This window comes from Deltaproteobacteria bacterium (assembly GCA_016210005.1).
GTDB lineage: Bacteria > Desulfobacterota > Binatia > HRBIN30 > JACQVA1 > JACQVA1.
Genome location: JACQVA010000008.1, coordinates 1 through 15444, shown reverse-complemented (window position 1 = coordinate 15444; position 15444 = coordinate 1). Strand labels below are relative to the sequence as shown.

Below are 15444 nucleotides of genomic sequence, written 5' to 3'. Positions count from 1 at the left end.
GACCGCGGGCACATCGATGATTTCCTCACAGGCTCTCAGTGTTGGCGAATGCCGCGTTTGGCGAGCGCTCGCCACATCATGTGCCTGCCACGTGCGCCGGCGCTGCCGTCACTGCAAGGTGCAGCGCTGTCCGTGGTCGCTCCCGCACCTTGCGCCGCGGCCGACTTGTTTCGGCCTGGCACCGGCGTTGCACGTCTCACCGGCGAGTTGTCGAGGAGGCACGGCCGTATGGTTTTCCGCCGGTATCGATGCGCGCGTTTTGTCACAGTCACGGATTTTGCCGCGCTGATGGCCGCGGCGGTGATGTTGGCAAGTGCCACCGCCGCCGGCGCCATCGGCATCACTGATCCCACGCGAGTGGTAACGCCAGCTGCTCTGGGGCTCCCACTTGCGGGCGCGAGCGTCGTCGATCCGGTCTTCGGCACCACGCTGCGCCGGGTGTCGAACACGAGCGATAGCGGCGGCTTCGAGACCCAGATCTACTCGCAACTACAGGCCTTCTCAGCCGACAATGCTTACCTGCTTCTGGCTGGCAGCAACGGCTATATCATCCGCCGCACCGCTGATCTGACTCTGCTCGTAGGCCTGGACACCTCGAGTTGGAACGCTCCGCGTTGGCATCCGACCCGACCGCACACCGTAATCCACTTCGACAGCAACGACGATACCGTAGTGCGCTTGCAGTTCACCGACCTCGACGCGCTGACCACGACCACCGTGTTCACGTTCCCGCCGGCGTACCAGCGCGTCCGGGTAAACCAATCCTTCGATGAACTGTCGCGCGACGGGCGTTGGCTCACCGGCATGCTGTCCCGCAATGACGGTGCCGCGGTGATCTTCGCACTCGATGTGTTGAACCGCACTCTGGGCACTGTGCTGGCCATACCCGATCTCTATGCCGGACCGTGCGCACCCGATCCGGAATGGGGCGTGATCGAGCCCGACTGGATCGCCGCTTCGCCGCTCGGCCGTTATCTGGTGGTGCAGTGGCCGCGCGACGGTACCGCGCGCTGCAGCGGCTTGGAAACCTTCAACCTCCAAACCGGCGCGTTCGCCGGCCGCGTCTACGACGGCCACCAGCACGGCGACCTCGGCGTTCAACCCGACGGCGATACCGAGTTCTTCATGACCTTCGAGCTGTACCACCCCAGCGGCAACCTCGCGCTCGGGTGGCGCACGTTGCCGGGAAACGCAACCGCGAGTGCGCCCACTTACGTGCAAGTGCTCGACTGGGGCAATGGCGAGCACATCTCCTGCCGGGGGCGTGCCGGGGTGTGCCTGGTCACCGCCGGTAGCGATTCCACCAACGGCTGGAGTCCGTTCGAGGCCGAGCTGTTCTTGCAGTACACCGACGGCCGGGTCGAACGTCTGGCGCATCACCGTTCGAGCAGCTGCGGCTACTGGGTGCAGCCGCGCGCCACGATCTCGCGCGACGGTCGCTACCTGGTCTTTGCCTCCGACTGGGGGCGCGGCGGCGACTGCGGCGCCGGCGGCCTGGGCCAAGGCGACCCCTTCCTGATCGACCTGCGCGCCGGGCGACCGCGGCCGCTGCCCGACACCACCAACGGCATTCACGTCTTCAACGATCAACTGGCTTGGCTTAGCCCGCAGCAGCGCGCCTTCGCCGCCGGCCATTACGCCGGCACGCAGAAGATGACGCGCGCCGACGCCGACGATCTGCGCGCGCTCAACCCCGACTTCGTCATCTTGCACTATCGCCTGGGCCACGGTCTCGGCTATCGCACCACCAGCGGCGACTGCACCCCAGACGGCGACTACCTGTATGTCATAGACGGCGACTGGACCCAGGAGTGGCCCGGCGATGCGCCGGCACAGGACTCGTGGTTCTATCGCTACGGCGGCCGCCGCGTCTACCAATGCGGTTGGGGCTGGTATCTAATGCAGCTCGACGACCCGTCGTGGCGCACATGGTGGAGCGCCGCGGTGATGCGGCAAATGGCCAACAACGACGACGACGGGTTGTTCGCCGACAGCTTCAGCGTGCCGAACTACCTCGGCGGCGGCACTTACGACCCGCCGCTGCCAGGCTACGACCCGGCCTTCGAGGAGGAATGGAAAGCGCGGATGGAGCGCTTCATCACCTACCTCCAGGGCCGTTTCGCCGGCCGTTACTACTTCATCCCCAACGTCGGCTTCTGGGTCACTAGTCGTGATGCCGTCGACTACAGCGGCGCCGACGGCGTCATGATCGAAGGGTTCGGCAACGACGCCTATCTTTATTTCGGCGCGGCGGATTGGGCGCAGCAAATGAACCGCGCGCTCGGCTTGATCAACGACGGCCGCGCCGTCATCGGCCAGTCTTACGAAATCACCAGCACTGCCGAACGGCTGTTCACCCTCGGCAGTTACCTGCTGATCAAAGGCGACCGTACCTACGTCAACCTCGACGCCGGACTTGAGGCGGAGTGGTGGCCGGAGTACGAGATCCCGATCGGCGCGCCGACGGCGCCGGCGCCGGCTGATGTCGGCGACCTGTTCAACGAGACTTGGGGCGTGTACGCCCGCAGCTACAGCAACGGCCTGGTGCTGGTGAATACCAGCGGTAGCAGCCGCATAGTTGCCCTCGGCCGCAGCTACTACCAAGCCCAACCGACCGGCGGCGGCAACGTGCCCGCCGATGGCGTGCTGCCAATCGGCTGGACCGTGAACTACACAGCGGTCTCGAGCGTGACGGTGCCCGCCGGCGGGGCCGCGATTCTACTACCGAACCCCGGCGGAGGCCCGACCCCGGCCAACACTGCCGTTCCCACCCCGACGCCAACCCGCACGGCAACGCGCCGCTACACCGCCACGCCGACACCGAGTGTGACGCGCCGGCCAACAGCCACGGCCACGCCGACGTGGACGCGACGGCCGAGTGTGACGCCGACGCGAACGTGGACCCGCCGGCCCACCTTGACCCCAACGGCCACCGCCAGCCGCCGCCCGACCTTAACCCGCACGGCGACGCCGACGGCAACACGAACCCGCCGGCCGAGTGCGACCTGGACCCGTTCACCTTCGCGCACACCCACTCGTACGGCGACCGCGACCAACACCCGCCGGCCCACGCGCACGCCGTCGCTAACGCCGACGCGGACCCCCACGCGGCGTTCGAGTGCAACGCCGACAGCGGTGCGAACGCCAACGCCGAGCCCCACCCGCTCGCGCACGCCGACGCGCACCAGCACCGCCGCTGGAAACGCCGGTGCTTCCGTGGTCACCGAGCGTTGGGGAGCACACCCTTCCGCGCTGCACCGCGGGACGGCAATTGATACCTCACTCGACGCCGCCAATCCCACTTGGCCGGGCGGGGGCGGCGATTCGTCGCTGCTGGTCGGCGAGCCTACAGGTGCCAGCGTTTGGGCGCTGTTGCGCTTCGACCTCACGGTGCTGGCCCCGGGCACGCGCGTGCGCAGCGCGCGTGTGCGGCTGGCGCTGTTTGCGCACAGTGAGCCGCTCGAAGTGTGGTTGCCGGCCCACCCGATCATTGATCCGGACAGCGCCGGCTTGTGGTCTGAAGCGGGGGCCTCGTTCAATGAGCGGCGGCCGGGCGTGCCCTGGTCAGCGCGCGGCGACCTCAGCACCGCCATCGGTGCAGAAGCCGGCCGCGCCTACCTCGGCAATCTCGCGCAGTGGAGCAGCAACTGGGTTGAGTGGGAAGTCACCGGCACCGTGCAGCGATGGGTTGACGATCCCACCAGCAATCACGGGCTGGCACTGCCTTCGCTCCCCGGCCGGCTCTACGAGGCACCCGCGCGCGAGAACGCCGATGCCGGCAGCCGGCCGTATCTCGAAATCACGTACGAGGGCGCCAATCCGAATCGCCCGCCCCAGGCCGGCGCTGCCAGCGCCTTTCATCGCTCGGGCCAGACCTTCATCACCTGGAACGAAATCGGCGGCGCCAGCCACCGCGTTTACCGCCACCGCGAGCCGATCACGGCGGCGAACCTCGACGCGGCCGCGTTGCTTGCCGAAGTCGGCTCCAACTCGGGCGCTTACACGCATGAGGTGAGCGGCTGCAGTAACCGGTCGGACTGCTCGCCTATCGGCCAGTCGCGCTTCATCATTCAGGACGACGGCGCGCCCTTGGCGAACGGCGTCGGCTTGTTCGTGTTCACCGCGCGTGAGGTGGAGCCGGTGATGAGCTACTACGCCGTCACCAGCGTGGTGGATGGCAACGAGAACCGTGATGATTTTGGCAGCAACCGCGCCGGGCCGCTGGCGGAGGCCGCCGGCTGGCCGCGGCCGGTACGGGTGTGGACCAACGCCACCCGCACCGGCTGGGTCTACACTCAGTTCATGGACTACGCCGACTGGAATCCGAACGTGGAGGGCTACGCCTACAACTTCTACGTCGGCGTACCTGCCGGCTACGACCCCGCCGGCGCGCCATGGCCGCTGCTGGTGCAACTGCACGCCTACACCGGCACCTACGCGCTGCCGGCCGAGCCGGGCGGCGGCGGCACGGACTACGGTTGGCCGATCATTCAGGTGTTTCCCGACGACCGCACCAACACCTGGTGGTTCGGCTTCGGCGCCAACGCCGGGCATCAAGACCTGCCGCTCTCCGGTGCGCCGATCGTGGACTACACCCAGCAGCGGTTGGATGCGATTGTGAGCTTTGTCCAGCGCGAGTTCCGCGTCGATCAGGATCGCCAGTATCTCTTCGGCGGCTCGATGGGCGGCAGCGGTACGCTCAATTACGGCCTACGCCGCGGCAGCGTCTTCGCGGCGGTGTATGCCGAGAGCGGGATGACGAACTACGTCCGGGCCGGCGCCGCCGGTGGCGCGGCGTGGGAGAGCGGCGAGATCACGCGCCTGTGGGGAACGGTGGAGCAGGACCTGCCCACGAATCACGGGATGAGCATCTGGGAGTGGTACAACTTGCAGAATTGGGTGCGCAGCAATCCGGGCATGCAGCTGCCGTTGCTCGCCGACCATCACGGGCGCAATGACGACATTATAGATTGGGAGACTCAGGGCGCGCCCTGGTATCCGGCGATCGAGGCCGGCAGGCATGCCCTGCTCGGGGTCTTCGACGACTCCGGCCACAGCTGGCCAGGATTTGTGGCCGACAGTAGCGGCTTCACCCTGACCGACTTCAACTTCCGCCGCAACGAGAGCGTGCCGGCGCTGAGCAACGCCTCGAATTCCGACAACCCCGCTGTTTCGACCGGCTGCCGCAATTGTCGCATCGAGTGGTCGTCGTCGTGGTTCAACTTCGCCGGGGCGCCGGTGGATACGCCCAGCCGCTACCAGCTGGTGCTGCGAACGAACAACGGCGCCGCCGCCACGGTCGATGTGACACCGCGGCGTCTACAGGCCTTCGCCGTCACCGCCGGCGCGGTCTATGCCTGGGAGAATCGCCGATTGAGCGACGGTGTCTTGGTAGCCAGCGGCACCGTGACGGCGGACGGTGCCGGCTTGCTCACGGTACGCGGCGTGGCCGTGTCTGCCGGTGGTAACCGCCTCATCGTGCAGCCACTTGGGAGCTGAGCCGGAGCGCACAACGACGGGCGCGGCTCAGCGCTCGTCGGCGTCGAACAACACCAGCTGGTGGGTTCTCCCCTCGTCCGTGACCTGTACCGGATAGCGGCCGGTGAAGCAGGCGGCGCAGAAGCCGTTGCTGTCGGAGGATTCCAGGAAGGAGTACAAGCCGCGCTCGGTGAGGTAGCCGAGGCTGTCCGCGCCGATGTACTGGCGGATGGCCTCGACCGAGTAGTTGTGGGCGATCAGTTCCTCGCTGGTGGGGGTATCGACCCCGTAGAAGCATGAGGCCACGGTCGGCGGCGAGCTGATGCGCACGTGGACTTCGGTGGCGCCGGCGCTGCGCAGCATCGTCACCAGCTTGCGGCTGGTGGTGCCGCGCACGATCGAATCGTCGACCACGACCACCCGCTTGCCCTTGAGCACTGCGCCCTGGGCATTGAGTTTGACCTTCACTCCGAAGTGGCGGATGGCTTCCCGCGGCTCGATGAAGGTGCGGCCGACGTAGTGATTTCGGATCAGGCCCATGTCGAACGGGATGCCGGCTTCTTCGGCGAACCCCAGCGCCGCGGGCAAGCCGGAGTCGGGCACCGGGATGACGACATCGGCGGCCACGGGCTGCTCGCGCGCCAGCTCGCGCCCCAACTCCTTGCGCACCTGGTACACGTTGCGGCCGTACACCAGACTGTCCGGCCGCGCGAAGTAGATGTACTCGAAGACGCAACTCGTGCGCGGCGCCGGCGGGAAGGGGTGGTAGCTCTCGATCCCGTTTGCGGACACCACCACCACTTCGCCGGGTTCCACCTCGCGCTCGAAGCTGGCGCCGATCAGATCGAGCGCGCAGCTCTCAGAGGCCACCACCACCGTGTCTTTGATGCGCCCCAGCACCAACGGGCGTAAGCCATTCGGATCGCGCGCCGCGATCATCTCCGTCGGCGTCAGGAACAACAGCGAGTAAGCCCCGCGCACCTGCGCCAGGGCGGCGACCACCCGATCAACCATCCGGCTGCCGTGCGCACCGGCGATGAGATGGATGATCACTTCCGTGTCGACCGTGGACTGGAAGATCGAGCCGCGCTCTTCGAGCTGCTCGCGCAACTCGATGGCGTTGACGAGGTTGCCGTTGTGCGCCACCGCCAGGCCGCCACGGCCGTACTCAACCACGAACGGCTGGGTGTTCTTCAACAGCGTCTTACCCGCGGTCGAGTAGCGGTTGTGGCCGATGGCGGCGTTGCCGGCCAGGCGCCGGATGATGTCCTCGTTGAAGACGTCGGCCACCAGCCCGAGGCCGCGATGCGAGATCAGGATCTGGCCGTCGGCCGCGACGATCCCAGCGCCCTCCTGCCCGCGGTGCTGCAAGGCGTAGAGGCTAAGGTAAACCAAGTTGGCGGCTTCCGGGTGACCGTAAACGCCAACAACACCGCACTCCTCGTGGAACCTATCCAACATGGCCCCTCCGCCTCCGCGCCCCAACCCCTACAACGCCCCCAGCCGCCGCGCCAGGGCGGTGCCCCACAGCTCACGCATCTCGGCCACACCCACGTCGATCAGCGCGCCGATGGTCAGCCGGTGCTTGCGCACTTCGCCCAACACCGTCAGCGGCACATCGTGCCGGTCGGCCAACTCACGCAAGCGCGCCAGGTGCTGCCGGCGCAACGATACCACGATCCGCGACTGGCTTTCGCCGAAAAGAAAGGCATCTGGGCGAATCGCCCCTTCCAACTCGACCGCGGCACCCAACTCGGCCCGCGGCGGGCCGCTCAGACAACACTCCGCCAAGGCCACCGCCAAGCCGCCCTCGCTGCAGTCATGCGCCGAGCGCAGCAGGCCGTCCTGGATGGCACGATTACAGACGGCCTGCGTGTTGGTTTCCACTTGCAGGTCGATCCACGGCGGCGTGCCGGTGACTATTCCTTGCAGGGCCAGGTACTCGCTACCGCCGAGCTCCTCGCGCGTACGCCCCAGCAGCACGATGACGTCGCCCTCGCCCTTGAACCACTGCGTGGTTTGCCGAGAGAGGTCGTCGAGCAGACCGACCATGGCGATCGTCGGCGTCGGGGGAATCGCCCGCCCTTCGGTCTCGTTGTAGAAGCTGACGTTGCCGCTGACCACCGGCACGCCGAGGGCGACACAGGCATCGCGAATACCGCGCACGGCCTCGGTGAATTGCCACATGATCGCGGGCTTCTCGGGATTGCCGAAATTGAGGCAGTCGGAGATTCCCAGCGGTTGGGCGCCGGCGCAGACCACGTTGCGGGCGCTTTCCACCACCGCGATCATCGCCCCGACGTAAGGGTCGAGCAGGCAATAGCGGCTGTTGCAATCAACGCTGAGGGCCAACGCCTTCTGTGTCCCCTTGACCCGCACCACCGCCGCATCCGATCCCGGCTGCACCACGGTATTGCCGCGCACCAGGTAGTCGTACTGGCGATAGATCCAGCGGCGCGAGGCGATATTGGGCAGGTCCAGCAGGCTCAGTAACGTCTTGTTATAATCGCCCGGGAGCGGCACCTGCTCGAGGTTAAGCAGCTGTCCGGCCTCGTATTCGGCCGACGGCGCCGCCGGCCGTTCGTATTTCGGGGCCTCGTCGGTCAGCGCCGGCACCGGCAGGCAAGCGACCTCTTGGCCCTCGAACAGCACCCGAAACATGCCGTCGTCGGTCACGGTTCCGACCACGCAGGCGTCGAGATCCCACTTGCTGAAGACTTCGCGTACGACGTCCTCACAGCCGGCTTTGGCGACGATCAGCATGCGCTCCTGCGACTCCGACAGCAGGATTTCGTAAGGTGTCATGCCGGTTTCACGGCGCGGCACCTGATCGAGATCGAGCCGCAGGCCGGCGCCGCCGCGCGCCGCCATCTCGACCGAGGAACTGGTCAGGCCGGCCGCGCCCATGTCTTGAATCGCGACGATGGCATCGCGCGCCATCAGCTCGAGACAAGCTTCGAGCAGGAGCTTCTCGGTGAACGGGTCGCCGACCTGCACCGTCGGCCGCTTGTGCTCGGTCTGGTCGCCGAACTCGGCCGAGGCCAGCAAGCTGGCGCCGTGGATACCGTCGCGGCCGGTCTTGGAGCCGACGTACATGACGGGATTGCCTACCCCGCTCGCCTTTGCCCGAAAGATGCGGTCGGCGCGCACGATGCCGACGGTGAAGGCGTTGACCAGGATATTGTCGTTGTAGCCGGCATCGAAGTAGACCTCGCCGCCGACTGTCGGCACGCCGATGCAATTGCCGTAGCCGCCGATGCCGGCGACCACGCCGTGGACCAGGTAGCTGGTGCGCGGATGATCAACGGCACCGAAGCGGAGTGAATCGAGCGACGCGATCGGCCGGGCCCCCATGGTGAAGACGTCGCGCAGAATACCGCCCACGCCAGTGGCAGCACCCTGATAGGGCTCGACAAACGAGGGGTGATTATGGCTCTCGATCTTGAAGACCGCCGCCAACCCGTCGCCGATGTCAACCGCGCCGGCGTTCTCACCCGGTCCTTGCAACACCCGTGGTCCGCTGGTGGGCAGTTGTCGCAGCCACGCCCGTGAGCTCTTGTAGCTGCAGTGCTCTGACCACATCACCGAGAAGATACCGAGCTCAACGTAGGAAGGCGGGCGCCCGAGCAGCGCGACGAGGCGGTCATACTCCGCCGGGCTGAGACCGTGCTCGGCCACCAATTGCGGGGTAACGGCTACAGCTTTCATCATCTCAGTGTCCCGGCGCCACCGAGGCTCGTGCCTGGGTGCGGCCTGCTGCCACGGCTGCGGTCACTGAGCGAAACAGCCTGGCACCGTCGTCGCTGCCGAGCGCCTTTTCCACCGCGTGTTCGGGATGCGGCATCAGTCCGAACACGTTGCGCTGGCGGTTGGTCAGGCCGGCGATGTGATGCAGTGAGCCGTTGGGATTGGCGCTCTCGCTGGCGCGCCCGTTGGCGTCGACGTAGCGCAACAGCACCTGGCCGTTGTCTTCGATCGCCTGCAGCGTGTCGGGGTCGGCAACGTAGCAGCCCTCGCCGTGCTTGATCGGGAGGGCCAAAAGGTCCCCAGGCTTGCACGTCTGGGTGAAAGGTGCGGCGGCGCTTTCCACGCGCACGTGGACGTGCTCGCAGACAAAGCTGAGGTCGCGGTTGCGCATCAGGGCCCCGGGCAGCAAGCCGGCTTCGCAAAGAATTTGGAAGCCGTTGCAGATGCCCAACACCAAACCGCCCTCGCGCGCAAAGGCGGCCACGCTCTCCATCACCGGCGAGAAGCGGGCAATGGCGCCGCAGCGCAAGTAGTCGCCGTAAGAAAAGCCGCCGGGCAACACGACGCAATCGACGCCCTGGAGGTCACGGTCCTTGTGCCACAGCGCCACCGCGGTCTGCCCGAGCACATGCTCGAGCGCATAGCGCGTGTCGTGGTCGTCGAGCGAGCCAGGAAAGGTCACTACACCCCAGCGCATAGTTACGGCCCGACTTCCTCTGACTCAGTCCTGCAATTCGAAGCGGTAGTCTTCGATCACGCCGTTGGCGAGCAACTTGCGGCACATCTGGTCAACCTGCTCTTCGGCACCAGCGCAGGTGTCGGCGGCGAGCTGAACCTCGAAGTACTTGCCCAGCCGCACGCCTTGCACCTGAGCGAAGCCGAGGGCATGCAACGAGTGCTCGATGGCCTTGCCGGCCGGATCCAGGACTCCAGGTTTCAAAGTTACGTACACCTTGGCGAGCACCGCCCCTCCTCTTCCCGCGCGCGGGCCATCGCGCCGCTACGCGCCGGCTTCTTCATAGCGCAAACCGCGGCCGAGGTCGAAACCCCGCCGGCCATTGCCGGCGCCGCTCGCCGTCAGGCCCCGGTGTGTCCGAACCCGCCATCCCCGCGGCCGGTCTGCTCGAGTTCGCGCACTTCTTGCCAGCTTGCCCGGCACACCGGCGCGACGATCATCTGGGCGACGCGGTCGCCGCGGCTGACGGTGTAGGGGTCGCGGCCGTGGTTGACCATCACCACGGCGATTTCACCGCGATAGTCGGCATCGATCGTACCCGGCGAGTTGAGTAGCGTGATCCCATGGCGCAGCGCCAGGCCGCTACGGGGGCGGATTTGCGCCTCGTAGCCGGCCGGCAGCGCAATCGCGATGCCGGTGGGAATCAACGCCCGCTCACCCGGCGCGATGAGAACCGCATCGGTCACGTCGGCAAACAGATCCATGCCGGCCGCAGACGCCGTCGCATACGCGGGCAGCGGCAGGTCAGCGGCCTGAGAGCGCAGGCGCTTGACGGCGATGGTGACAGCTGCGGTCACGGCGGTTCAAGCAGGCGCGGCAGCACCGAGCACTGCGGCGTCGAGCGCGTGTCCCTTTAGATCCCCGAGCAGTGCCATGGCCAGCTCGCCCGGCTGTAGCAGCCGGCGGGCTAGCGCGATGATCTCGTCATTGGCGGTGGCGTCGATGCAGGCCGCCACCTCCTCGGGCGCAATGTCGTGACCGAAGTAGATCTCATTCCTGGCCACCCGATTCATGCGGGCGTCGCTGCTTTCGAGGCCGAGCAACATATTGCCCTTGAGCTGGTTCTTGACACGAACCAATTCCGCCGGCGCCAGGCCGGTCTCAGCCAGCTTGCGCATCTCGGCGCAGATTACCGCCACCACCTCCTCCACCCATTCGCTGCTGGTGCCGGCATAAATGCCGAGGTAGCCGGTGTCTCGAAACGAGGAGAGGAAAGAGTAGATGGAATAAGCCCGGCCGCGCCGTTCGCGAACCTCCTGGAACAAGCGCGAACTCATCCCGCCGCCGAGTGCCGCACTCAGCAAGTAGGCCGCATAGCGCTCGGGGGCGGTGTGGGAGATCCCCGGCGTCCCGAGGCAGATGTGCACCTGTTCAAGGTCCTTCTCGAGCGGGAAGACGCCGCGGGCGGCCACCGGCGGCGATCCGCCCGGCGCTCCCGCCGCCCCTTGGAGATCGCCGAACTCGCGCTCGACCCACTCCATCAGCGTGGCATGCGTCAGGTTGCCCGCCGCCGCGATAATGATCCGGTCGGGCTGATAGCGGGCGTCGAAAAACGCCAACAGATCCCGCTGCTGAAATTGCTGCACGTTCTCGGCCCGCCCGCAGACCGGAAATCCGAGCGGATGCCCGGGCCAGAAATGCAGGTTGAAGAGGTCGTGCACATAATCGTCGGGCGTGTCCTCGATCTGCGAAATCTCCTGCATCACCACTGCCCGCTCGCGATCGATTTCTTCCGGATCGAAGCGCGAATGGCGAAAGATGTCGGCGAGCAGATCAACCGCCAGCGGCAAGTGCTCGGCCAGCACTTTGGCGTAGTAGCAGGTGTACTCCTTACTGGTGAAGGCGTTGAGCACACCGCCGACGGCGTCGATCTCTTCGGCGATCATGGCCGCCGTGCGCCGTTCGGTCCCCTTGAAAAACAGGTGTTCGAGAAAGTGGGAGATGCCGTTTTGCGCTGCGGTCTCGAAGCGGGAGCCGTTCTCGACCCAGATGCCGACGGTCCCCGACGGCACGCCGGGCATTGCTTCTGACACCACCCGGATACCATTGGGGAGGGCCGAACGGCTCACCATCGGCTTACTGCTCCTCGCCCAACTCGGCGAGCGCCTCCTTGCGGCTGAGACGGATCTTGCCCTGGCGGTCGACTTCGAGCACTTTCACCATCACCTCGTCGCCTTCCTGGAGCACGTCGGTGACCTTTTGCACCCGCCCCGGCGCCAGCTGTGAGATATGGACCAGGCCATCGGTGCCAGGCATGATTTCGACGAAGGCCCCGAAGTCCATGATCTTGCGGACCTTGCCCTTGTAGATCTTGCCCACTTGGGCTTCGGCGGTGATTGCTTCGATGCGGTCGATGGCCTTCTGCAACGAGGCGCCATCGCTGGAGGCGATGAAGACCGTGCCGTCGTCTTCGATATCGATCTTCGCCCCGCTTTCCTCGACGATCGCCCGAATCACTTTGCCACCGGGGCCGATGACGTCGCGAATCTTGTCGGGCTTGATCTTCAGGGTAACGATGCGTGGGGCATGCTGGGAGAGGTCCTTGCGGGCGCTGGCGATGGTTCGGTTCATCACCTCCAGGATGTGGAGGCGGCCTTCGCGCGCTTGCTGGAGGGCCTGGTGCATGATCTCGCGCGTGACCCCGCGCACCTTGATATCCATCTGCAGGCCGGTGATGCCTTCGCGTGTGCCGGCGACCTTGAAGTCCATGTCGCCGAGATGGTCTTCGTCGCCGAGGATGTCGGTGAGAATCCTGACCTCGGCGCCCTCTTTGATCAGGCCCATGGCGATGCCGGCCACCGGCCCTTTGGTCGGCACACCGGCATCCATCAACGCCAGCGAGCTGCCACAGACGGTCGCCATCGACGACGAGCCGTTGGATTCGAGCACCTCCGAGACCACGCGGATGGTGTAGGGGAATTCCTCCTCGGCCGGCAGGATCGGCAGCACCGAGCGCTCGGCGAGCGCGCCGTGGCCGACGTCACGCCGGCCCGGGCCGCGCAGCGGCCGCACCTCGCCGACGCTGAAGGGCGGGAAATTGTAATGCAGCATGAATTTCTTGTAGTGTTCGCCGATCAGGGCGTCGATCTTTTGTTCGTCGGCGCCCGTGCCCAACGTGGCAACGACCAGCGCCTGCGTCTCACCGCGAGTGAAGAGGGCCGAGCCGTGGGTGCGGGGCAGTACGTCGACTTCACAGCTGACCGGGCGGACGTCCTTGAGGCCGCGGCCGTCGATCCGCTTGCCGTCGTGGATGATGACGGCCCGAACGATGCGGCGCTCAACCTCTTCGAAGGCTTCCTTGATCTCCTTATCGCGGCCGGGGAATTCCGCCGCCAGGGCGGCCAGCGTTTGCTGCGCCGCGTCTTTAACTGCGTTGACCCGCTCTTGTTTCGCGGTCCGTTCCAGCGCTTTGGTCACCCGCGGCGTCGCCACCGCGTCCACCCGTTCGATCAAGTTCGAGGTGTGCGCCGTAGCGGCCACTGTGCGCTTGGGTTTACCCAGCGCCTGGCGTAGCTCTTCTTGCAGCTTGAGAATCGGCTGCATGCCCTGGTGGCCGAAGTAGAGGGCTTCGAGCATGACGTCTTCGGGCAAACCGTTGGCGCCGCCTTCGACCATCACGATGCTGTCGGCCGTGCCCGCCACCACCAGGGACAGGTCGCTGCCCTCGTACTGGCTTTGGAAGGGGTTGAGGGTCAGCTGCCCGTTGAGGCGGCCGACGCGCACGGCACAGATCGGCCCGAGGAAGGGAATGTCCGAGACATGCAAGGCGGCGGAAGCTGCAATCAACGCCACTATGTCGGCGTCGTTCTCCCGGTCCGCCGACAGCACCGTGGCGATCACCTGGGTTTCGCAGACGAAGCCATCAGCGAACAACGGCCGAATCGGCCGATCGATCAGGCGCGAGATCAAGATCTCACGCTCCGCCGGACGCCCTTCGCGCTTGAAGAAGCCGCCGGGAATCTTGCCGGCGGCGAAGGTCTTCTCCTGGTAGTCGCAGGTCAGCGGGAAGAAATCGATGCCCTCACGGGGGCTGCGAGTCGCCACCGCCGTGGCCAGCACGCAGGTCTCACCATACTGCACCAAGGCAGCGCCGTCGGCCTGTTTGGCGAGGCGGCCGGACTCAATGGTGAGAGGGCGCCCCGCCCATTCCGTTTCAACTTTACGATACATACACGACCTCCCGGGCCGTCATGGCCCTTGTAATGGGAGGGAAGACGTTTGCGGAGATGGCTTGGCTCGCACCGCAGTTACTTGCGGATTCCAAGCCGATCGATAACGCTTTTGTAGCGTTCGTATTCGCCGCGTTTGAGGTAATCTAGCAGCCGGCGACGCTGCCCAACGAGCTTGAGCAGCCCGCGCCGAGAATGGTGGTCCTTTGTGTGGGCCTTAAAATGCTCGGTTAGGTAGTTGATCCGCTCGCTCAGCAACGCGATTTGCACCTCGGGAGAGCCCGTATCCGTACCGTGGAGCCTATACTGTTGCACCAACTCCTTCTTGCGCTCCAGAGCTATCCCCATCTTTCCTCCGTCCTTTGGTTCGTCGGGAGGCTTAACACAGGGGGTTTGCCTTGTAAAGGCGGTCCGGAAGTCCGTGGCCGGTGCACCTCACCGAAAACCACTGGCGCACGCACAGTTAGGGCCGATCGCTAGGCGCCTCGGCCCACGCCCAGCTGGGACGCTTGCAGTGCGGGCGCCGAGTTCGCTCCAAGCCCCGTCAGGGCGCGGCGCAGGTCGGGCAGCAACTGCCGCGGCCGGGAACGCCGCCCATATCGAGGCATTTCTGGTCCGACATCACCGTCATGCACCGGCTGTACGTGCAGTCGCTGTCGGCGGCGCAAGTTCCGGTAGCCGACGTGCCCAGCCGGCAGGTGCTAGTAGTGGCATTGCACAGGCCGGTCCGGGTTAGCTGACAGGTGGCGGCCCCGGGCCTGCCGCAGGTGGACCGTGCCGCACAGCTTACTGCCCGGCCGCGGCAGCGGGTTGGAATCGCCAACTGCCTTACTTGGCGAGCAACGCAGCTAACGTAGAGGCCGTGATTGGTGCTGGCATCACACGGGCAATTCTGCGCGACTGCCGCTTGTACGGCACAGCGTGCCGCCTCGCAGTCGACCGTCTGCGCGCTCACCCGACTCGCTGGCGCAAGTGCGACCACCGCCGCCACGGCCAGTGCGGGCAGGAGAGAGAGACCTGCGGTTCTCATATGCGACTCCTTTGCTTGTGCATTGCGCACGCGCATGCATGCTGCGCTGGGACGATGCCACTTGTCAACCATTCTTCTGCGCCGTCCCTGAGTTGGGTGTGCGACAAATCAGTGGGTAACGTGCAGCCGACCGGGCAAATCCTCACCAGTCTGACAGTACTGAGTACTGTCAGGCCGAGGCCCATGGCCGAAAGGGGGGACGCAATTTGTCATTCCCGCGAAAGCGGGAATCCACGGCACCGGCTCGCTACGACCCGCCAGCGCTACACGATCTCGTCATAGAG

The 15444-nt window shown here is 66.0% G+C and carries 10 protein-coding genes; 1 reads left to right on the top strand and 9 read right to left on the bottom strand.

From position 1 onward, the window contains the following. Positions 1-228 precede the first annotated feature (228 nt). Complete coding sequence (locus tag HY699_01070; protein MBI4514392.1) at positions 229-5499, top strand: DNRLRE domain-containing protein; 5271 nt, start codon at positions 229-231, stop codon at positions 5497-5499. A 27-nt stretch (positions 5500-5526) separates the two neighbouring features. Here HY699_01070 and HY699_01065 read toward each other — a convergent pair whose 3' ends face one another. The 9 genes from HY699_01065 to HY699_01025 all read right to left on the bottom strand — a co-directional run bounded on the left by HY699_01065 (position 5527) and on the right by HY699_01025 (position 15160). Next, entirely contained in the window at positions 5527-6939 is a 1413-nt protein-coding gene (locus HY699_01065; protein MBI4514391.1) for an amidophosphoribosyltransferase, read from the bottom strand. A gap of 27 nt (positions 6940-6966) precedes the next feature. Beyond that, positions 6967-9186, bottom strand: a complete 2220-nt coding sequence (gene purL, locus HY699_01060) for a phosphoribosylformylglycinamidine synthase subunit PurL (protein ID MBI4514390.1) — start codon at positions 9184-9186, stop codon at positions 6967-6969. Between the two features lie 4 nt (positions 9187-9190). Continuing rightward, entirely contained in the window at positions 9191-9922 is a 732-nt protein-coding gene (purQ, locus tag HY699_01055) for a phosphoribosylformylglycinamidine synthase subunit PurQ (GenBank protein ID MBI4514389.1), read from the bottom strand. A gap of 24 nt (positions 9923-9946) precedes the next feature. After that, on the bottom strand, positions 9947-10189 hold the full coding sequence (gene purS, locus HY699_01050) for a phosphoribosylformylglycinamidine synthase subunit PurS (protein ID MBI4514388.1): 243 nt from the start codon (positions 10187-10189) through the stop codon (positions 9947-9949). A gap of 113 nt (positions 10190-10302) precedes the next feature. Next, a complete protein-coding gene (gene dut, locus HY699_01045; GenBank protein MBI4514387.1) occupies positions 10303-10758 on the bottom strand; it encodes a dUTP diphosphatase in 456 nt (151 codons plus the stop codon). A gap of 6 nt (positions 10759-10764) precedes the next feature. After that, complete coding sequence (locus HY699_01040) at positions 10765-12033, bottom strand: insulinase family protein (protein MBI4514386.1); 1269 nt, start codon at positions 12031-12033, stop codon at positions 10765-10767. Between the two features lie 4 nt (positions 12034-12037). After that, entirely contained in the window at positions 12038-14131 is a 2094-nt protein-coding gene (gene pnp, locus HY699_01035) for a polyribonucleotide nucleotidyltransferase (GenBank protein ID MBI4514385.1), read from the bottom strand. A gap of 77 nt (positions 14132-14208) precedes the next feature. Then, a complete protein-coding gene (gene rpsO, locus HY699_01030; GenBank protein ID MBI4514384.1) occupies positions 14209-14478 on the bottom strand; it encodes a 30S ribosomal protein S15 in 270 nt (89 codons plus the stop codon). A 196-nt stretch (positions 14479-14674) separates the two neighbouring features. After that, the gene (locus HY699_01025) at positions 14675-15160 is read right to left on the bottom strand and encodes a hypothetical protein (GenBank protein ID MBI4514383.1); all 486 of its coding nucleotides are present in this window, start codon (positions 15158-15160) and stop codon (positions 14675-14677) included. Positions 15161-15444 lie beyond the last annotated feature (284 nt).